This window comes from Streptomyces sp. MGP-BFMKR1, assembly GCF_057766585.1.
Genome location: NZ_CM173408.1, coordinates 399,066 through 418,762, shown reverse-complemented (window position 1 = coordinate 418,762; position 19,697 = coordinate 399,066). Strand labels below are relative to the sequence as shown.

Annotated in this window: 13 protein-coding genes; 5 read left to right on the top strand and 8 right to left on the bottom strand. The window is 75.9% G+C overall.

The genetic code is table 11. The features are described 5' to 3' along the window. The first annotated feature begins 291 nt into the window (after window positions 1-291). On the top strand, window positions 292-1,587 hold the full coding sequence (locus AC3CHW_RS01470; protein ID WP_488469259.1) for an exonuclease SbcCD subunit D: 1,296 nt from the start codon (window positions 292-294) through the stop codon (window positions 1,585-1,587). Continuing rightward, the gene (locus tag AC3CHW_RS01465) at window positions 1,584-4,601 is read left to right on the top strand and encodes an AAA family ATPase (RefSeq protein WP_488469258.1); all 3,018 of its coding nucleotides are present in this window, start codon (window positions 1,584-1,586) and stop codon (window positions 4,599-4,601) included. Before AC3CHW_RS01470 ends, AC3CHW_RS01465 begins: the two co-directional genes overlap by 4 nt. Window positions 4,602-4,723: 122 nt before the next feature. Here AC3CHW_RS01465 and AC3CHW_RS01460 read toward each other — a convergent pair whose 3' ends face one another. The 4 genes from AC3CHW_RS01460 to AC3CHW_RS01445 form a co-directional block, all read right to left on the bottom strand. After that, window positions 4,724-6,406, bottom strand: coding sequence for a DUF885 domain-containing protein (locus tag AC3CHW_RS01460; RefSeq protein ID WP_398610621.1), 1,683 nt, complete (start codon window positions 6,404-6,406; stop codon window positions 4,724-4,726). A gap of 190 nt (window positions 6,407-6,596) precedes the next feature. Then, the gene (locus tag AC3CHW_RS01455) at window positions 6,597-7,883 is read right to left on the bottom strand and encodes a GNAT family N-acetyltransferase (RefSeq protein WP_488469257.1); all 1,287 of its coding nucleotides are present in this window, start codon (window positions 7,881-7,883) and stop codon (window positions 6,597-6,599) included. A 179-nt stretch (window positions 7,884-8,062) separates the two neighbouring features. Then, window positions 8,063-9,634 carry an alkaline phosphatase D family protein gene (locus AC3CHW_RS01450; protein ID WP_488469256.1) on the bottom strand — a complete coding sequence of 524 codons (1,572 nt, stop codon included), beginning with the start codon at window positions 9,632-9,634 and terminating at the stop codon, window positions 8,063-8,065. A gap of 319 nt (window positions 9,635-9,953) precedes the next feature. After that, entirely contained in the window at window positions 9,954-11,612 is a 1,659-nt protein-coding gene (locus AC3CHW_RS01445; RefSeq protein ID WP_488469255.1) for an aminotransferase-like domain-containing protein, read from the bottom strand. Window positions 11,613-11,659: 47 nt separating this feature from the next. Between AC3CHW_RS01445 and AC3CHW_RS01440 the strand changes: the two genes are divergently transcribed. Then, window positions 11,660-12,787, top strand: coding sequence for a DMT family transporter (locus AC3CHW_RS01440; RefSeq protein ID WP_488469254.1), 1,128 nt, complete (start codon window positions 11,660-11,662; stop codon window positions 12,785-12,787). 74 nt (window positions 12,788-12,861) lie between these two features. On the opposite strand, the gene AC3CHW_RS01435 is transcribed toward AC3CHW_RS01440, so the two are convergent. Beyond that, entirely contained in the window at window positions 12,862-13,758 is an 897-nt protein-coding gene (locus AC3CHW_RS01435; protein ID WP_488469253.1) for an alpha/beta fold hydrolase, read from the bottom strand. Window positions 13,759-14,038: 280 nt separating this feature from the next. Here AC3CHW_RS01435 and AC3CHW_RS01430 point away from each other — a divergent pair, with 280 nt between their 5' ends. Continuing rightward, window positions 14,039-14,437, top strand: coding sequence for a DUF2795 domain-containing protein (locus tag AC3CHW_RS01430; RefSeq protein ID WP_488469252.1), 399 nt, complete (start codon window positions 14,039-14,041; stop codon window positions 14,435-14,437). Window positions 14,438-14,467: 30 nt separating this feature from the next. Here the strand turns inward: AC3CHW_RS01430 and AC3CHW_RS01425 are convergent, their stop codons facing one another. After that, on the bottom strand, window positions 14,468-15,214 hold the full coding sequence (locus tag AC3CHW_RS01425; RefSeq protein WP_187089454.1) for an SDR family oxidoreductase: 747 nt from the start codon (window positions 15,212-15,214) through the stop codon (window positions 14,468-14,470). Between the two features lie 346 nt (window positions 15,215-15,560). Here AC3CHW_RS01425 and AC3CHW_RS01420 point away from each other — a divergent pair, with 346 nt between their 5' ends. Next, window positions 15,561-16,931: a pentapeptide repeat-containing protein gene (locus AC3CHW_RS01420; protein ID WP_488469251.1), complete on the top strand. Its 1,371-nt coding sequence runs from the start codon at window positions 15,561-15,563 to the stop codon at window positions 16,929-16,931. Window positions 16,932-17,039: 108 nt separating this feature from the next. Here the strand turns inward: AC3CHW_RS01420 and AC3CHW_RS01415 are convergent, their stop codons facing one another. Together AC3CHW_RS01415 and AC3CHW_RS01410 are read right to left on the bottom strand one after the other, a co-directional pair. Beyond that, complete coding sequence (locus tag AC3CHW_RS01415) at window positions 17,040-17,972, bottom strand: FG-GAP repeat domain-containing protein (RefSeq protein WP_488469250.1); 933 nt, start codon at window positions 17,970-17,972, stop codon at window positions 17,040-17,042. Between the two features lie 152 nt (window positions 17,973-18,124). Continuing rightward, the gene (locus tag AC3CHW_RS01410) at window positions 18,125-19,663 is read right to left on the bottom strand and encodes an FAD/NAD(P)-binding protein (RefSeq protein ID WP_488469249.1); all 1,539 of its coding nucleotides are present in this window, start codon (window positions 19,661-19,663) and stop codon (window positions 18,125-18,127) included. Window positions 19,664-19,697: the final 34 nt, after the last annotated feature.

The following is a 19,697-nucleotide window of genomic DNA, read 5'->3' as shown; positions in this document are numbered from 1 at the left end:
GCCGCGGCGCCCCGGCACACCGCGCTGGCGCGTCGACCGCCGCCGCCCCGCCGCTCCCGCGGCACTCGCCCGCCCCACGCCCGCCGTCAGGCCGTACGCTTGCGCCTGCCCTCCCGGCACGTACGCGCGGCGCGGATGAAAAGCTGAGCCGCGCAGCCGGTGGGAGACCGGTCGGGCGGCGTCGGTCGGGCGGTGGCGCGAAGCGTGGCCGCCGCCGGTCGTCGGAGCCGTACCGGACCCGGGGCGGGGCGGGGCGGACGAAGGGAACGAGATGCGGGGCGGGGCGAACACGTGAGAATGCTGCACACGTCGGACTGGCACCTGGGGCGCTCCTTCCACCGCGTGAGCATGCTCCAGGCCCAGCGCGACTTCATCCAGCACCTGGTGCGCACCGTCCACGAGCGGGAGGTGGAGGCGGTCCTCGTCGCGGGTGACGTCTACGACCGCGCGGTGCCGCCGCTCGCCGCGATCGAACTGTTCGACGACGCGCTGCACCAGCTCGCCCACTGCGGCGTCCCCACCATCCTCATCTCCGGCAACCACGACTCCGCGCGCCGCCTCGGCGTCGCCTCCGGCCTGATCCGGCAGGCCGGCGTCCACCTGCGCACCGACCCGGCGCAGTGCGGGACGCCGATCCTGCTGCCCGACGCGCACGGCGACGTCGCCTTCTACGGGCTGCCCTACCTGGAGCCCCACCTCGCGCGCGCCGCCGTGGGCGCCGACCGCGCCCGGCACACGGCCGTGCTCGGCGCGGCCATGGACCGGGTACGCGCCGACCTGGCCACGCGCCCCGTGGGCACCCGCTCCGTCGTGCTCGCCCACGCCTTCGTCGCCGGTGGCGCGGGCAGCGACAGCGAGCGCGACATCACCGTGGGCGGTGTCGCCGCCGTGCCCACGTCGATTTTCGACGGCGTGGACTACGTGGCCCTCGGCCACCTGCACGGCTGCCAGCGGATCACGGAGCGGGTGCGCTACTCGGGCTCCCCGCTGGCCTACTCGTTCTCCGAGGCCAACCACCGCAAGTCCATGTGGCTCATCGACCTCGACGCCGCCGGCGCCGTGCACGCCGAACGCCTCGACTGCCCGGTGCCGCGCTCGCTGGCCCGCATCGCCGGCCGCCTCGACGACCTGCTCACCGATCCCCGGTACGAGCCGCACGAGGACTCCTGGGTGGAGGCCACCCTCACCGACCCGGCCCGTCCCCGCGAGCCCATGGCCCGCCTCGTCCGCCGCTTCCCGCACATCCTCAGCCTCGCCTTCGCGCCCGAGCGCACCGAGGAGGCGGCGCACGCCTCGTACGCCCAGCGGCTGCGTGGCCGCACCGACCAGCAGATCGCGGAGGACTTCGTGACCCATGTGCGCGCCGGCCGGGCCGCGGACGCGGAGGAGCGCGTGGTGCTCAGCGACGTCTTCGACGAGGTGCGCGCGGCGGCCGGGCACGAGCACGCGGGCCCGGGCGCGGACGACGGCGCCCCCGACGACGGTGCCGGGGCCCCCGGCCGGCGCCCCCGGGTGCCCGGCATGCGCGCGGCCGGCGCCGGGCGGACCCGCCCGGGCGGCGACGGGGCCGCGGAGGTCGCCCGATGAGGCTGCACCGGCTCTCCGTCACCGCCTTCGGCCCCTTCGGTGACACCCACGAGGTCGACTTCGACGCCCTGTCGGCCGCCGGCCTGTTCCTGCTCCACGGGCCGACCGGCGCGGGCAAGACCTCGATCCTCGACGCCGTCTGCTACGCGCTGTACGGGGCCGTCCCCGGCGCCCGCCAGGGCAGCACGCTCAGCCTGCGCAGCCACCACGCCGACCCGCACACCCCCACCAGCGTGCTGCTGGAACTCACCGTCGCCGACCGGCGGTTGGAGATCACCCGGCGCCCGGAGCAACTCCGCCCGAAGAAGCGCGGCGACGGCATGACCCGGGACAAGGCGCAGACGCTGCTGCGCGAACAGGTCACCACCGGGCCCAACGGGCCGGAGTGGAAGGCGCTCAGCCGCTCCCACCAGGAGGTCGGCGAGGAGATCGGCCAGTTGCTCGGCATGAGCCGGGAACAGTTCTGCCAGGTGGTGCTGCTCCCGCAGGGCGACTTCGCGCGCTTCCTGCGCGCCGACGACCAGGCGCGCGGCCAACTCCTCGGCAGGCTCTTCGACACCGGCCGCTTCGCCGCCGTCGAGGACCGGCTCGCCGAACTGCGGCGCACCACCCAGCGGCGGGTCGCCAGCGGTGACGAGGACCTCCTGCGCCTCGCCCACCGGATCGCCCAGGAGGCCGGCGACAACCCCGACACCCGCGAGCGCCCGCTACCCGACCTCACCCCCGGCGAACCCGGCCTCGCGGCGGCCGTGTTGGAGTGGGCCGCCATCGCCCGCAGCGGCGCCCGCGAGCGGCGGGACGTGGCGCTCGCGGCCGTACGCGCCGCCGAGGCCGCGCACCACGCGGCGGGCCGGCGCGCCGAGGAGGCCGCCGAACTCGACCGACTCCAGCGCCGGTACGCGCAGGCCCGGGCCAGGGCCGCGGAGCTGGCCGAGCGGGCCCCCGAGCGCGGACAGACCCGCGAGCGACTGCGGCGCGCCCGCGACGCCGAGGTCGTGGCGCCCGCCCTCGACCTGTGCCAGACCGCCGCGCGCGACCTACGCGCGGCCCGCGACGCCGAGGAGCGCTGCCGCGCCCCGCTCCCACCCCACCTGGCCACCGCCGACCGCGACCAGCTCGCCGCCCTGGAGCGCGAACTGCGCCAGGAGCTGGGCCAGTTGGCGGCGGCGCGCCGCCTGGAGCGCCGGGCGTCGGACATCGACACCGAGCTGACCGCGCTCGATCGGGACGCCCGGGCCGACGAGGACGCCATCGCCGAGGCGGCGGACTGGCTCGCTGGCTGGAGCGAGCGCCGCCTGGCCCACCAGCGGCGCGTCGACGCCTGCCAGGAGGCCGCGGCCCGGGCCGACCAACTCGCCGCGCGTGTCGAGCCCGCCGTGCGCGCCCGCGACGCGGCCGAGCTGCGCGACCGGCTCACCGGGCGCGTCGAGGCGCTGCGCGCCGAACGGCTGCGCGCCGCCGAACGCTCCACCGCCGCCCGGGACCACTGGCTCGACCTCAAGGAGCGCCGGCTGCGCGGCATCGCCGCCGAACTCGCCGCCGAGCTGCGGCCAGGCCAGCCGTGCGCGGTCTGCGGCAGCGGCGCGCACCCGGCCCCGGCCCGGGCGGGCGAGGACCACGTGGACCGGGCGGCCGAGGAGGCGGCGCAGGCCGCCCACCAGGAGGCCGAGGCGCTGCGCGAGGAGGCCGAGAGCCAGCTCGGCGCGGCCCGCGCCGAGCTGGCCGCCGCCACCGCGAGCGCCGGCGACACGCCGGCCGCCGAACTCGCCCACGCCGTCAGCGAGCTGCGGCGCGAGCACGCCACGGCGCAGGCCACGGGGGCCGAGACGCACGCCGCGCGCGAGGAGTTGGCGCACGCGGAGCGCGAGTACGAGCGGCGCCGGGCCCAGCGCGAGGACGCCGAACGCCGGGTCGCGGCCCGCACCTCCCGCCGCGAGGCACTGGCCGGCGAACTCGCCTCGCTCACGGCCCAGTTGACCGAGGCCAGACGCGGGGCGACCTCCGTCGCCGCCCGCGCGGACCGGCTGGAGCGCCAGGTGACGCAGCTCGCCGACGCGGTGGAGGCGGCAGCCGCCAGCGAGTCGGCGGCGCGGCGGCTGCACGAGGCCCGGGAGCGCCTGGCGGACGCCGCCCAGCGCGCGGGCTTCCCGTCCCCGCGGGACGCGGCCGACGCCGTACTCGACACCTCCCGGCGCGAGGCGCTGCAACAGGCTCTCGACCAGTGGCAGGCCGAGGAGGCCGCGGTCGCCGCCGAGCTGGCCGACCCGGCGGCGCGGGCCGCGGCCGGGCGCCCGCCCGCCGACCTCGCGCGGGCCGAGGCCGCCGTGGAGGCGGCCACCCACGCCCTGCGCGGCGCGTCCGCGCGCGAGACCGCGGCCCGGGAGCGGTGCGACCAACTCGACCAGCTCTCCACCCAGGCGGCCCGCGCGGCCCGCGCCCTCGGGCCGCTGCGCGCCGAGTACGAGCGGGTGGCCGCGCTGGCCTCCCTCACCGCCGGCACCTCCGCGGAGAACGAGCGCAAGATGCGGCTTGAGTCCTACGTACTGGCCGCCCGGCTGGAGCAGGTCGCCGCCGCGGCGAGCGCGCGCCTGGACCACATGTCCGGTGGGCGCTACACGCTGGTGCACTCCGACGCCCGCACCAGCGGTCGCGGCCGGGCCGGGCTCGGCCTGCACGTCATCGACGCCTGGACGGGCCACGGCCGGGACACCGCGACCCTGTCGGGCGGCGAGACCTTCTTCGCCTCACTGGCCCTGGCCCTGGGCCTGGCCGACGTGGTCACCGACGAGGCGGGCGGGGTGCGCCTGGACACGCTCTTCATCGACGAGGGGTTCGGCAGCCTGGACGAGCAGACCCTGGACGAGGTGCTCGACGTGCTCGACTCGCTCCGCGAACGGGACCGCACGGTCGGCATCGTCAGCCACGTCGCCGACCTGCGCCAGCGCGTTCCGGCCCAACTGGAGGTCGTCAAGGGCCGCGCGGGCTCGGCCGTGCGGCACCGCCTCGGCGTCTAGGCGCCGTCACGCGCGGGCGGCCGGACGCCGTGGGGCGCCCGGCCGCCGCCGCGCGTCGATCGCTCACCGCGTGGTCCGTCGCTCACCGCACGTCGGGGTCTGCGGCGCCGGCGGCACGCGGCTCACAGCGCGGACAGCTCGGCCACCAGGTCGTCCAGGCCGAGCGAGCCCTGGGACAGGGCCGCCATGTGCCACTTCTTCGCGTCGAACGCGTCGCCGTGCGCCGCGCGGGCGGCGTCCCGGCCCTGGAGCCAGGCGCGCTCACCGAGCTTGTAGCCGATCGCCTGGCCCGGGATGCCGAGGTAGCGCACCAGCTCGCTCTCCACGAAGTCGGCCGGCCGGCCGCTGTGCAGCCCGAAGAACTCCTGGGCCAGCTCCGGCGTCCAGCGCTCACCCGGGTGGAACGGGGAGTGGTCCGGGATCTCCAGCTCCAGGTGCATGCCGATGTCCACGATCACCCGCGTCGAGCGCATCATCTGCGCGTCCAGGTAGCCCAGCCGGCGCTCGGCGTCGGTCAGGTAGCCCAGCTCGTCCATCAGCCGCTCCGCGTACAGGGCCCAGCCCTCGCAGTTGGCGCTGACCTGCCCCACCGTGGCCTGGTAGCGCGAGAGCTGGTCGGCCACGTGGACCCACTGGGCCAACTGGAGGTGATGGCCCGGCACGCCCTCGTGGTACCAGGTGGTGACCAGGTCGTAGAGGGGGAAGCGGGTCTCGCCCATGGTCGGAAGCCAGGTGCGCCCCGGGCGCGAGAAGTCCATGGAGGGCGCCGTGTAGTAGGGCGCGGCGGCGGAGCCGGGCGGCGCGAGCATCGACTCGACCCGCTTGATCCGGTCGGCCAGCTCGAAGTGGGTGCCGTCGAGGGCCGCGATGGTCTCGTCCATGAGTTCCTGGAGCCACGCCCGGGTCTCCTCAGGGCCCTCGATCGCGGCCCCGTGGGTGTCCAGGTGGCGCAGGACCTCCCAGGGGGTGGCCCCGGGCAGGATCCTGGCCGCCTCGGCGCGCATCTCCTCGTGGATGCGGTGGTACTCGGACCAGCCGTACGCGTACGCCTCGTCCAGATCCAGGTCCGTGCCGTTCCACTGGCGGGACCAGCGCTGGTAGCGCTCGCGGCCCACGACGTCGGGCGCCCCCGCGATGCCCGGCTGGTACACGTCCCGCAGCCAGTCGCGCAGCACGACCAGCGCGCCGGTGGCCGCCGCGGCCGACGCGTCCAGCTCCGCGCGCAGCGTGGCCGGACCCTTGCGGGTGAACTCGGCGAACCACCCGCCGTCGGTGCCGATCCACTCGTCCAACTGGCCGATGACGGTGGAGACCTGGCGCGGCCCGCCGGGCAACTGCCGTTCGAGCCCGGTGGCGAGGGAGGCGCGGTACCCCTCCAGGGCGTCCGGCACGGCCCGCAGCCGGGTCGCGATGTCGTTCCAGTGCGCCTCGGTGTCGGTGGGCATCAGGGTGAAGCACTCGCGGACCGAGTGCAGCGGCGAGGAGAGGTTGCTGACGGCGCGCAGGTGCTCCTGGGCCTCGTGGACGGCCAGGCCCGCCGTCAGGCGCTCGCGCAGCAGCCGGCCGCAGCGGCGCTCCGCGTCGCTGTCGGCGCCGGGCCGCCGCTCGGCCTCGGCGAGCTGGGCCAGCGTGTCGCGGGCCAGCTCCGCCAGCGCGTCGTGGCCGGCCGGGGAGAAGTCGGGGAGCCGCGGGGCGCTCTCCGGCACACCGAGGTAGGTGCCGGTGATCGGGTCGAGAGCGACGAGGGCGTCGACGTAGGCGTCGGCGACCTGGCGCGGCAACGGTGAAGTGAGGATCTCGGACATGGGCTCATCCTCGTATGCCGGACGCCGTCGCGTCACTAGCAATCCGGGGAACGTCCCTGACCGGAAGGGCACCCGCGCCGGCCCCCCGGGCCCGCCCGCCTGCCCGGGCGGGCGGCGTCGACCGGCGGGCCCGGCAGGCGGCGGGTGGGCAGGCGGCGGCGGGCAGGCGGCGGCCGGGCCGCGCCGGGAGCTAGCCGCCCTCGCCGCGCGGGCCCGCGGGCAGCGCCGCGGCGGCGAGCTGGGCCGTGATGACGAGCGTCCCCTCCTCGACCTGGTAGTCGAGCGGCAGCCCGAGGCCGCGCATGGCCGCGACCATGCCGGTGTTGGCCGCCTGGGTGACCGCGTAGACGTACGCGCAGTCGGTCTCGGCCGCCATCTCCACCAACTGCCGCAGCAGCCGGGCCCCGATGCCGCGGCGCTGCCAGGCGTCCTCCACGAGCAGCGCGACCTCGGTCTCCTCGCCGTCCCACAGCAGGTGGCCGAGGGCCACCAGGCGCCCGGAGGCGGTCTGCACGGCGAGGGTGCGGCCGTAGCGCGGGCTGAGCAGGTGCTCCAGGTAGCGGTCGGCGTCGGCGACCGGGCCGTGGTAGCGCATGGCCAGCGTCGCGGGCGAGCACCGGTCGTGCATCGCGCGGGCGGCCTCCAGGTCGCCGAGGTCGGCGCGGCGCACGATGATCTCGTTGCCCTCGGGCAGCGTGACCACGTCCTGGCTGGGCGGGACGCGCGGGCCGAGCCGGGAGTCCAGCTCGATCAGCGCCCGGGCGCGGGCGAACTCCGTCGGCGTGAACGGCAGGTGCGGGCGCTCGATGGTCACCGAGCCGCCCGACGGGTCGGGCAGCCGCATGAGGGTGTCCTCCAGCACGCCGTCGGCCGGCACCTCGTCCGCTGCCGAGCGCCGCCCGAACGGGGGGTCGGCCGGCTGCGAGCGGATGGTGCAGCGACCCAGCAACTGCCGCAGCGCCACCGGCAGCTCCGCGGCGTCCAGGGCGGTCCGGGTGGCCAGGCCGAGGACCCGGGTCGGGCCGTCCACCAGGTCGTGCGTGTCCGCCCGCTCCACCCACGTGTCCCGCCCGCCGCCGGCGCCGGCGGCGGCGCCGAGCACCTCGGCGCTCAGCCCGGCCGGCGCGCGCAGCAGCATCTCGTCCACGGTGCCGTCGGTGAGCGGGTGGGCCTGCAACGAGAGGATGTCCACCCGCTGCGCGGCCAGCGCCGCGCACAGCGCCGCGAGGCTGCCGGGGCGGTCCCGTACGGTCGTGCGCATCCGCCACAGCGCCGTGGCGTCCCCGCCGTCCGCCGCGGAGCGGGACGGGGTGCCCTCCGGCGCCGTGGCGTCGGTATCGCTCGCGGGACCCGCGGGCGGGGCGTGGCTATGCCGGGCGCTGCCCCAGGTCAGGTCGCGGCCGGCGACGCGCTCCGCCAGGCGCTGCCGCCATGTCCGCCGGGCCCGGGCACTCCTGGTCAAGGTCGTGTCACTCATAGCTCCACTCTGCGCGAGCGGTGTTGCGCGGTCACGAACGGTGTGTGACTGATGAGTTAAGGGCGGCTCTGGGCTGCTATCGCCCGATTCTGTCCATTGCTCAAACACCTGATGTCCCCGTCCGTCCCTCGTCGCCTTCTGCGCGCGTCGTCCCTGTGTCGTGCCGCCGCCGGCGGGCCCTACTGTCCGACCCGGCCCGGCTGCAACACCTTGGTGAAGAGGACGGCGCCGCCCTCTTCCCGCAGCCGGACGGTCAGTTCCGCACTGCCGCCGTCGATCTCCACCTCGCCGTAATACTGACCGCCTTCGGCCGGCGAGACGTTCGGCTTGGCCGGAGCTTTGACGAAGGCTTGCTCGGGGCCGAACGTGCCGTCCAGCCCGACGGCCGGGAATCCGCCCGCGTGCAGCGGCCCCGACACGAACTCCCAAAACGGCTCGAAGTCCGTGAACGCGGCCCGCGTTGGTACGTACCGCTGCGCCGATGTGTAGTGAACGTCAGCCGTGAGCCACACAGTTCCCGTGATGCGACGGTGTTTGATGTGGCGCAGCAACTCGGCTATCTGGAGCTCGCGGCCCAGCGGCGCGCCCGGGTCGCCCTGCGCGACCGCCTCGAAGTTCGTCCCGTCGGCGACCACGAGCCCCAGCGGCATGTCCGAGGCGATCACCTTCCAGACCGCGCGCGAGCGGGAGAGCTCGCGCTTGAGCCAGGCGAGCTGCTCGGCGCCCAGGATGCCCACGGCGTCGTCGGGCTGCCGGCCCGGCGAGTTGGCGTTGCGGTAGGTGCGCATGTCGAGGACGAACACGTCGAGCAGCGGGCCGTGCCGCAGCACCCGGTAGACCCGGCCGGCCCCGTCCGGGCGCAGCGCCCGGACGGGGAAGTACTCGCTCCAGGCCCGCCGGGCCCGCGCGGCCAGCACGTCCACGTTCTTCTCGGTGTACCGGTCGTCGTCCAGGATCTGCCCCGGGTACCAGTTGTTGCGCACCTCGTGGTCGTCCCACTGGGTGATGGAGGGCACCTGCGCGTTGAAGTCCCGCAGGTGCGCGTCGAGCAGGTTGTACCGGAAGTTGCCCCGGTACTCCTTCAGCGTCTCGGCGACCTTCGACTTCTCCTCGGTGGTGATGTTCCGCCACACGCGACCGTCGGGCAGCGTGACGGTGGGCGGGATCGGGTTGTCCGCGTAGATGCTGTCGCCGCTGCACAGGAAGAAGTCCGGGTCGAGCCGGCGCATCTCGGAGAAGATCGGGAAGCCGCCCCGGTCCGGGTTGATGCCCCAGCCCTGCCCGGCCAGGTCGCCCGACCACAGGAACCGCACGTCGCGGCGGCGGGCGGGGGCGGTGCGGAAGGTGCCGTAGATAGGCTCGCCGGTACGCCTCGGGTCGTGCGGGTCGGCGAGGGTGATCCGGTAGTGGATCTGCTCCCCGGGCGGCAGGCCGTGCAGCGCGGTGCGGCCGGTGAAGTCGGTGCCCGGGCCCACCAGCGGGCCGTGCCAGCGGCGCGTGCGCCGGAAGGAGTCGGTCGCCGAGGTCTCCACGATCATGCGGGCCCGGCGGTCCGAGCGCACCCACACCAGCCCCGACGACGGCGTGACATCCCCGACCTGGGCGCCCCAACGGGCCTGCGGGCGGCCGGACAGCGCCAGCGCCGGCGCCGCTGCCACCGCGGATGCCGGCAGGGCCAGCGCGGCGGAGGCGACCGCCGATCCCCGCAGCACGGTGCGCCGGCCGATCGCGTTCCCGGGGTCCCGACTCATGCGTAACCTCCTGCTATTCCCATTCCACACGTACTTCACGCCTGTCACCGCAGTATCGCCCCCGGATTCCTGGGCAATACGGACGGAGCCCCAACGCGAGGTGAACAACTGGTCAGTCCATGCGGCGACGGCCGGCCGCCGCCCCGCGGTGCGCTCGACCCATTGGACCGCCCCGAGGCGGTCCGTGGGGCGCTGTGACAGGACGCGGACGGATCGCGTACCGGACCCGTACGCGGCGGCGCGCGCGGCTCCCGCGCCACGGCGCGCGCGGGGCGGGCCGGGTGGCGCCGGGCGCTGGGGACGCGCGGCCCCGGCGGCGTCAGCGGTCGGGGTGACGCAACTGCCGTACGGCGGCGACGATCCGGCTCGGCGACAGGTGCGCGTAGCCGAGTACGAGGCGCACCCCGGGGCGGGCGTGCAGCTCCGGCGCGGTGCCGCACGCGTACGCGTCCAGCGGGGCGAGCGCCACCCCCGCGCGCTGGGCCCGCGCCAGGAACGACTCCCTGGGGCCGTATCGCTCCGGCAGGTGGGCGATGACGTGCAGCCCCGCCGCGATGCCGGTCACCCGGGTGCCGGGGAAGTGCTCGGCCAGCGCCGTCACCAGCGCGTCCCGCCGCTCCCGGTAGGCACGTTGGCAGCGGCGCAGTTGGCGGTCGTAGTCGCCCCGCCCGATCAGATCGGCGAACAGCGCCTGGTCGAGCACGGGGTGGCCGAGGTCCATCGTCCGCTTGCGCTCCACCACCTCGTCCACCAGCGCCCGCGGCACCACCATCCAGCCGAGCCGCAGCCCCGGCGCCAGGGACTTGCTGACCGAACCGGTGTACACGACCCGCCCGGGGTCGAGCCCCTGGAGCGCGCCCACCGGCGCCCTGTCGTACCTAAAGTCCCCGTCGTAGTCGTCCTCGACGAGCAACCCGTCGGCGGCCCGGGCCCAGTCGAGCAGGCCGGACCGGCGGCGGGCCGAGTAGGCGATCCCGGAGGGGAACTGGTGTGAGGGCGTCAGGACCGCGCCGCGCGCCCCCGTGGCCGCCAGCTCCGCCGGGTCGATGCCCTCGGCACCCACCGCCAACGGCACCACGTCGATCCCGACCGCGGCGAACAACCCCCGATAGGCGGCGGTGCCCGGGTCCTCCAGGGCCACCCGCGGACGGTCCTGACCCGGCGTGGAGGGCGCGGCGGTGCCCCGTGCGCTCCCCACGGCCTCGGTGGCAGCGGCCCCGGCCCACCGGTCGCCGCCGCCCGCACCGCCGTGGGCCGGGGCCGGCGCGGCGCCCGCCGCCAGCAGCGGCCCGCCGCCCCGCCCCGCGAGCACCGCGCCGACCAGGGTCAACGCCTGGGCCACGCCCGAACAGACGACGATCCGCTCCGGGTCGGCCACCACCCCGCGCCGCCGCGTGAGCAGGCCGGCCAGCGCCTCCCGCAGCTCGGGCAGGCCGCGCGGGTCGGGGTAGCCGAGCGCCTCGTGCGGCAGCCTCGCCAGCGCCCTGCGGTGCGCGGCCGTCCACGCCGCGCGCGGGAACAGCGACAGGTCGGGGGTGCCGGGCAGGAACCCGATCGCCGGCTCACGGTCGTCGTCCGCCCGCTCGGGCCCGGCGGGTACGGCGCAGCGCACGGCCCCGCTGACCCAGGTGCCCGCCCCCTGGCCGCTGCGCAGATAGCCCTCGGCGGTCAACTGCTCGTACGCGTCGGTGATCAGGCCGCGCGAGACCCCGAGGTCGGCGGCGAGTTCGCGGCTGGCCGGCAGCCGGGTGCCGCCCGCGATCCGCCCCGAGGTGATGGCGTCGCGCAGCGCGCGCTGTAGGGCCCGGCCGCGCTGTCGCGCCGGCAGCGCGACGCTGGGCAGCAACAACTCCCAGGCGGGCGTGGCCGCCCGGGCGGCCCGGGCGGCGTCGGGACCCGCGTCGCTCGCGGGCGCGGCGCGGTCGGTGGGCGCCCCGTGCGCGGTGGCAGGAGGCGAAGTGGTCTGCGAATCACTCATCGGATTGGACCCTAAGACGTACCGCCGCACTGCCTAGCGTCGCCCCCATGGATCACAGCGACTCCGCACACCAGCGGCGCGGCGCCCTGCTCGCCGCCCTCGCCTGCACGCTGGTCGGCGCCTCCTTCACCGCCAACAGCGTGCTCAGCGACTTCCCGCACGCCGGCGGCCAGGCCATCCGCTACGCCCTCGCCAGCCTCATGCTGTTCCCGCTCGTCGGGCGCCGCGGCCTCGCGCCGCTACGGACGCTGGGCTGGCGCGGGTGGGGGTGGCTGGCGGGGCTGGCCGGGGTCGGCATGGTCGGCTTCAACCTGGCGGTCCTCGCGGCCGAACGCACCTCCGAACCCGCCGTGCCCGGCGTCTTCGTCGGGTGCGCCCCGGTGGTGATCGCCGTCATCGTCCCGGCGCTGGACGGCCGCCGCCCCGCCCGCGCGGTGCTGTGCGGCGCCCTGTTGGTCGCGGCGGGCGCCTTCACGGTCCAGGGCTGGGGCCGGGCGGACCTGCCGGGCATCGCCTGGTCCGTGGCGGCGCTCGGCGGGGAGGTCGTCTTCGCGCTCGCCGCGCTGCCGGTGCTGCGCACCGTGGGCCCCGTCCTGCTGTCGGCCGCCGCCTCGGCCGTCGGGGCCGTGGAGGCGCTGGTGCTCGCGGTCCTCATGGACGGCCGGGGGTGGCTGCGGATGCCCGACGCGGGAGAGGGGGCCGCGCTGCTGTGGCAGACCCTGGTCGTCACGGTGATCGGCTTCGTCTGCTGGTACCGGGGGATGCAACGGATCGGCCCGGAGCGGGCCACGCTCTTCTCCGGCCTGATCCCGGTCGCCGCCGCGATCACGGCGCCGGCCGTGGGAGCCGGCGGCTACGGTCCGGCGCAGGCGGCGGGCAGCCTGCTCGTCGGCACCGGCGTCGCCGTCGGCTCCGGCGCCTTCGGCCAGCGGCTCCGTGGGCGGCGTCGGGAGCGGGTCGTCGCCTCCGGCGCGCCCGGTGTCGCGGCGGACGCCCCCGCGCCAGCGCCGGCGCGCCGCGGTACGGCGCGGGGCGCCGACGGTGCGGCGGCCGGCCCTGAGCCGGGCCCGACCGATTCCCCCGCGAAGGCGCCGCCAGCCGGACGAGCGCCCCGCGCCGCACGACCTGCCCCGGTCGACGGCGCGCCGTGCGGCGCCGGCCCGCGCGAGGGCTGACCGCCATCGGGCGCGGCGCGCGCCGGGCCGCCCCTCGGGGCGACGACGCGCGCCCCGACGCTAGGGCGCGGAACTCAACGCGCCGGCGCCGTCCGCCACCCGGCCGGTCGCGGTGGCCGGGCGGGGGCAGCGGATGTGGCGGTGGCCGTGGCGTCCAGGATGACCCGGGAGACCAGCGCCGGATCGTCGTTCATCGGCACGTGGCCGCAGCGCGGCAGCCGGATCAGCCGGGCCCCGGGGATGACGCGCTTGGCGCGCAGCCCCTGCTGGGGCAGCAGGACCCGGTCGGCGGTGCCCCAGGCGATGGTGACGGGGATGTCGGCCAGGTCGTCGGCGTAACGCACCGTACGCCCGGCGGCCAGCGAGGGCGCGAACCCCGCGCCCTCGCGCATCGCCCGGGCCTCGGCCACCACGCACTCCGGCGCGCGCTTGCCCGGCCGGGCGTAGACGGCGCCGACCAGCGCGGCCCGGCCGGCCGCCGTCTGCGCCACCCGGGCGACGAAGGGGTCGGACATGGCGCGGGCGCTGCGGTACATCACGCGGAGCACGCCGAAGCCGTAGCGCCGCTCGGCCTCGGTCCAGAACCCGGCCGGGGAGAGCGCGGTGACGGTGCGCGCGTGACCGGTGCGGCCCAGTTCGAGCGCCAGGAGCCCGCCCAGGGAGTTGCCCACCACATGCGGTCGCTCCACACCCAACTCGCGGAAGAGCTGTGCCAGCACGGGCACCACGCCGGCCAGGTCGTAGCCGACGCCGGCGGGCAGCGGCGCCGACGCGCCGAAGCCCGGCAGGTCGACGGCGATCACCTCGCGTTCCGTGGCGAGGATGCTGAGCACCGGCTCCCAGGCCTGCCAGTGGTGCGCGATCCCGTGCAGCAACACGACCGGCGGCCCCGCGCCCCGCCGCTCGTACGCGATGTCGAGGGGCACGGTGCCGGTGGCGGTGTCATGGGCGAAGGAGATCGTTTCGGCCATGGGGGCTCCGTTTCTTCCGCGGCGGGAGTTGCTGGACAGGATGTCAGCAAGGGTTACCGCTGGGTAGACCCCGTGCGGTCGGAATCGTCGCGGCACCCCTACGGGCGACCCCGACCCCGACCAGGGCCGCTGGGCCGCTGTGGAGGCTGGTACGGCCGGCCTCCACCGCCCGCGTGTCACGCGCGCCGTGCGGGGAACCCGAGCCGGACACGGGGGAAGACCCACTGCACGGCGCGACCCGGCCAGGCGCCCATCGGGCGGCCGGCCCCGAGGAAGCCTCATGAACGCTCACGAGAACAAGACCGGACCGCTCCACGACGACGAGCTCAAGAAGCGCATGCAGGGCGAGCTGAAGGGCGGCCACTCCACCCGCGCCCAGGAAGAGCTCGAACCCGAGCCGCCGGGCGAGGACCAGCCCGCCGCCAGCCGCTCGCCGTACACCGCGCGCTCCGGGTCGACGCCACCCGGCATGACCCCCGAGGACGTCGAACTCCGCACGGAGTTGGCCCAGCACCTGGAGCGGAGCGTCTACCCGGCCGACCGCGCGAAGGTGATCGACACGTTGCGCGAGCACCACGCGCCGGATCGACTCATCGACACGGCGGCCGAGCTGCCCGAGGGCAAGCGGTACGGCAACGTCCAGGACATCATGCGGACGCTCGGCCGCGCCGACGACTGACGGGCACCGCGACCCCGGCAGACCGCGAGGTCACAGGCCCCCGGCGACGCGCAGCACCGCGCCGCTGGTGTACGAGGCGTCGGCCGAGAGCAGCCACGCGATGGCGCCGGCGATCTCCTCCGGCTCACCGGGGCGGCCCATCGGCACCCGGTCCGCCGCGCGCCACGGCCGTTCGGGGTCGCCCATCGAGGCGTGGATGTCGGTGACGGTCATGCCCGGCTGTACGGAGTTGACCCGGATGCCCTCCGCGGCCAGTTCCTTGGACAGGCCCACCGTCATCGCGTCCACGGCGGCCTTGCTCGCCGCGTAGTGCACGTACTCGCCGGGGCTGCCCGTGGTGGCGCTGGACGAGGAGACGTTGACGATGGCCCCGCCCGCGCCGCCGTGCCGGGTGGACATCTCGCGGGCGGCCCGGCGTGCGCACAGGAGCGCGCCGGTCACGTTGACGTCGATGACCCGCCGCATGGCCTCCGGCGAGGTCTCCGTGAAGCGGCCGAGCAGGCCCGTGATCCCGGCGTTGTTCACCAGCCCGGTGACGGCGCCCAACTCCGAGCGCGCCGTGTCGAACAGCGCGTCGACCTGCTCGGCGTCGCTCGTGTCGGCCCGTACGGTCACGCACCGCACGCCCTCCGCGCGGACCTTGGCCGCCGTCGCGTCGGCGGCGTCCGCGGCGCGCTCGAAGCCGATGGCGATGTGGTGTCCCGCTCGCGCCAGCCGTACGGCGACGGCAGCGCCGATGCCCCTGCTGCCGCCCGTTACCACCGTGACCTGGTCCATTGCCCGCTCCTTGGCTCAACTCCGTGCGCGCACCACCCCGCGCGGTAGGCCACCGCGCACGAGGGCGCGCGCGGCCCGGCGACGGGACGATCCGGGTCCGACCGGGCCGTACGGTGCGATGATCCGACGCTACCCGAGGCCCGCCCCGGGTCCCGGCTCGGGGCGGCCGGGCCGCTCGGCGGCCGGGCCCGGGAGAGGCACGACGGTGAGCGCGTCCGTGGGTGACAGGGGCGAGGGTGTACGGTCGCGCCGCCGTTGGCTCCGAGAAGCTGCCGTTAGCTCTGAGAAAGCTCTGAAACGCGGCGATCGGCACCATGTCGCCCCGTCGTGCCGGCACGGTGCGGGCATGCGATCACTATGGAGACGACGGTGGCGACCGACCTGGGGCAGCGCGGCGGCGGCCGGCGCGGTGCTGGTCGGTGCGCTCTTGGCGCTGGTCTACAGCCCGGCGGGGCGGTGGCTGGTGCGGTGGACGTGTGGCCCGGAGTGGTCGCGCATGGACGGCGCCGCTCGATCGGCGGCGCTCGGGCAGTTCCGGCTGGCCGCCGTCCAGAGCGTGGGGGTGCTCGGCGCCGGGGCGGCGTTGGTCTTCACCGGCTTCACCTACCGGCTCTCCCGGCGCGGTCAGGTCACCGACCGCCTCACCAAGGCCGTCGAACGGCTCGGGGCGACCGAGGTCCACGTGCGCCTGGGCGGGGTGCTGGCGCTGGAGCGCTTCGTGCGGGACTCGCCGGCGGAGGCCGCCCACGCCGCGTCCATCCTCAACACCTTCATCCGCGAACGCGCCCCCCGGGTGCGGAGCCCCGGGGACGGCGCCGCGGCCCTCCGGGCCACCCTCGGCCGCCGTCCCCCGCGCGCCCTCGCCGCCCAACGGCCGCACGCTGCCCCGGAGGCCGACGTGCAGGCGGCCCTCACGGCGTTGACCCACCCCGCGTCCCGGCGCCACGTTCCGCCCGACACCGTGATCGACCTCAGCTACCTGAACCTCGCCTACGCCGACCTCCCGCACGCGGACCTCAGGGGCGCCCGTCTCGTGCACACCGACCTCACCGGCGTCCGGGCGCCCGGCGCGGACCTCAACGGCGCCTGGTTGGCGCACGCCAAGCTCGCGGAGGCCGAACTCGACGGCGCGCGCCTGGACTACGCCCAACTCGACCACGCCGACCTCAGCGACGCTCGGCTGAACCACGCCAACCTCGCGCACGCCTGGCTTATCAGGGCCGATCTCAGTGGCGCCCGACTCAACGACGCCGACCTCAGCCGTACCCAGTTGGTCAGAACCGACCTCACCGGCGCCGAGTTGAACGCGGCCGACCTGACGGGCGCCTATCTGCACGGGGCGCGGGTGGCGGGAGCGAGGTTGTGGGACGCGAACCTCACCGGGGCCCAGGTGATCGGCGACCTCACCCACGCCATGCTGGGCGGCGCCACCCTCACCGACGCCGTGCTGTCCCACGTGGACCTGCGGAACACGCTGGTGGGCGCCGAACAGATCGTGGCGGCCCGCCCGCTCGGCGTACGACTGTCGCCGGAGCTGGCCGCCGACCCGCGCGTCGCCGCTCGCCTGGCCACCGTGGCGACGTGGACCTACTCGTTCGCCCGCAGAAGTGTCACGGTCGACTGCCGCCCGGATCCGTCGCCCGGCACGGCGGGCGCCACGGTCGCCAGCGGGTTGGCGTTCGAGCGGTCCGTCCTCGGCGTCGCACTCTCCCCGTGACCCGCCGGAGGGCGGGCCGACCGTGAGGCGTGCCCCCGCCGTCGTCCCGCCCTCCGCTCGGTGGACCGCCCGGCTGGGCGCCGGGCGGTCCGCACGTGCTGCCGGTGGTCAGAAGATCTGCGCGTACTGGTTCCAGCCAGCGTTGCCGATCTTCGTCTTCTTCTGGTACGGGGCGGACGCCTTGCCCGTGCCCTTGTACAGCCACAGGGCGCCGGCCGTGTCGCGGGCGAGCAGGTCGGTGCGACCGTCACCGTTGACGTCCCCGGTGGAGACGAGGTGGTTGTAGGCGTTCCAGCCGGGGCCGATCTTGCTGCGGGTGGCGAACGGCTTGGCGACGTCCCCCGTGCCCTTGTAGAGCCAGAGCCCGCCGGAGCGGTCACGGGCCACGATGTCGGGGCGGCCGTCACCGGTCAGGTCGTGCTGGCCGGCGAGTTGGGTGTACTGGTTCCAGCCCGGGCCGACCTTCTTGCGGGCGGACAGGGTGCCGTCGGACTTGGCCGGATGCAGCCACAGCGTGCCGCCGCCGTCCCGGGTCAGGAGGTCCGACCGCGACGTCCCGCCGAGGTTGCCGGGCGAGAACAGGGCGTTGTACTTGTCCCAGCCCCGTCCGAGATCGCGGAAAACGTCGTTGCTGTCGGAGTACACGAGCCTGCCGTCGTAGCCCCGTGCGTACAGGCCGGCCGACGCGCCGTTGCTGTGCATGTCGACCTGGGACGCGGCGTTGATGCCCGCCCAGCTCTCCTCGAAGCGCTCGCGCGGGTCCAGGCCCCCGCGGCCGTTGGGCCAGTACCAGTACAGGACGCCGGACCGGGTGACGGCCGTCACCGGCAGCAGCGGGGCGGCCGAGCGGGCGGCGCGGGCGGACGGCTTGGCGTCCGGGGCGGCGGCGACGGACGAGGTCGCCTCCTGGACCGCGGCGGACACGGGCGCCGGGTCGTGGGTGGCCGCTGACGCGGTGGTACCGGTCAGGGCGGTGGCCGTCAGCACGGTCGCGAGGCCCGTCAGGGCCCGACCGGCGCGATGGCCGAAGCGGTAGGTCACGTGTGCTTCCCCCCAAGGAAGGTGACAAGAGCCGAGGGCGCGTTGGCACCCTCGGCGGTTGCGATATCGCCTTGATCTTCACACGAAACCCACATGAGTCAATTCCTTAACGCGCAAGGAGGTTTCAAAGTGGCCATGTCCCAGAAGGCGGGCTATATGGGCGGGTTGGGCGGCCGGAGCAGGCGGCAGGCGACCTCGTCGGCCTGGCGCACGACGTTGTTCAGGTGGTTGGCGAACGGGATGCGCAGGTGAGTGCCCACGCCCACGATCCAGACGCGCTCCGGCGCGGCGGTCGGGTCGGCGCGCACCCGGAGGTCGGCCGCGAGATGGTCAAGGGCGGTGGCCGTCGCGGGCGGCGCCTCCAGGTACAACGTCCTGGCGGCGGCGTCCCAGTACGGCTGCGGCGGGTGGAAGCCGGTGGCGTTGACGACGTGGTCGTACTCCCGCACGGCGGAGTCGGGCCACCGCACGCGCCAGCGCCCGTCGGCGTACGCGACGGCGCGCGGGTAGCCGGCGGCCACGCGCAGGAGCCCGGCGTCGCAGTGCGCCACCAGCCGGCGGGCGTTGACCAGCGCCAACGCGGTGACGTAGCGGTTGACGAACGGCGCGAAGCGGACCATGAGCGCGTGCCGCCGCTCGCCGGACAGCGTGCCGCCCAGCGCGATGGTGGCGTCTATCAGCGGGGCGCACACCCGAGCCCAGTGGCAGGCGCCGGCCTCGGCGAGCGCCGTCTCCTCGCGCAACCGCCGCACGGGGTCCGCGGCCGTGGACACCTGCCGTCGCCAGGGGAGCGGCGAGACCGACCGGACCGCCTCCACGGTGTGGCGCATTAGCCGATCGCCCAGGTGCGGGTCGGCGGGGTCGAGGTCGGCGACGCGGTCCAGCACCGGGAGGGCGCGCGGGGGAGCGGCCAGCGCGGTACGCACCGCGGGCAGTTGACCCGAGGGCGAGGTCAGCGTGGTCTGGTGACCGTCCCGGCACAGCAACAGCGCGGCGTCGACCGCGCTCTGGTGCGTGCCCAACACCAGCACCCGGCGCGGGCGCTGACCCAGCGCCTCGCGCAGCCGGGCGCTCGGGTACGGGCTGTCCAGATAACGGGGGTGCTCCTGCCAGTCGGCGAAGCCGTCCGGGACGCGGGGGCGGCGCACGCCCGTGCAGAGCACCACGTCGTCGGCGGCCAGTCGCCGGCCGTCGGACAGCAGCACCCGGTAGCCGTCGCCGCGTACCTCCACCGCGCGGGCCGTGGCCGAAAGTCGATCCACGTCGACGCCGTGCGCGGCGGCCCGCGCGCGGGCCTGAGCGGAGCGGGCGTGGCAGTACTCGGCCATCCACGACCTCGGCACGCACTCCTGGGCCCGCCCCGTCCAGCCGCGCTGCCGCAGGTGCTCCTCGAAGTCCCGTGGGTGCCGCGCGCGCACGGAGTTGAGGTCCACCGCGCTGTTGCACATCAGCAGCGGGTCGCTGTCCCCGAAGGCCAACCCCCAACCCATCGGACGGGGGTCCACCACGCGTACGGACCGCACGGCGCGCGCCCCGGCCCCACCGGCGCCCGAGAGCGCGTCGACCAACTGCACCAACACACTGGTCCCGGCCGCCCCGCCGCCGACGATCACCACGTCCCGGCCGGCGGACGAGTCCGCCCCGCGCCGGCCCGCACCGGCCGGCCCGACGTCAGGAACAACCGCGTCCACCGCTGGGCACTCCCTTCCACGCCGCTGACACCGC

Coding starts and splice junctions, on each gene's coding strand:
- AC3CHW_RS01465 (WP_488469258.1), top strand. CDS start 1,584: ATGAGGCTGCACCGGCTCTCCGTCACCGCCTTCGGCCCCTTCGGTGAC.
- AC3CHW_RS01460 (WP_398610621.1), bottom strand. CDS start 6,406: ATGTCCGAGATCCTCACTTCACCGTTGCCGCGCCAGGTCGCCGACGCC.
- AC3CHW_RS01455 (WP_488469257.1), bottom strand. CDS start 7,883: ATGAGTGACACGACCTTGACCAGGAGTGCCCGGGCCCGGCGGACATGG.
- AC3CHW_RS01450 (WP_488469256.1), bottom strand. CDS start 9,634: ATGAGTCGGGACCCCGGGAACGCGATCGGCCGGCGCACCGTGCTGCGG.
- AC3CHW_RS01445 (WP_488469255.1), bottom strand. CDS start 11,612: ATGAGTGATTCGCAGACCACTTCGCCTCCTGCCACCGCGCACGGGGCG.
- AC3CHW_RS01440 (WP_488469254.1), top strand. CDS start 11,660: ATGGATCACAGCGACTCCGCACACCAGCGGCGCGGCGCCCTGCTCGCC.
- AC3CHW_RS01435 (WP_488469253.1), bottom strand. CDS start 13,758: ATGGCCGAAACGATCTCCTTCGCCCATGACACCGCCACCGGCACCGTG.
- AC3CHW_RS01430 (WP_488469252.1), top strand. CDS start 14,039: ATGAACGCTCACGAGAACAAGACCGGACCGCTCCACGACGACGAGCTC.
- AC3CHW_RS01425 (WP_187089454.1), bottom strand. CDS start 15,214: ATGGACCAGGTCACGGTGGTAACGGGCGGCAGCAGGGGCATCGGCGCT.
- AC3CHW_RS01420 (WP_488469251.1), top strand. CDS start 15,561: ATGCGATCACTATGGAGACGACGGTGGCGACCGACCTGGGGCAGCGCG.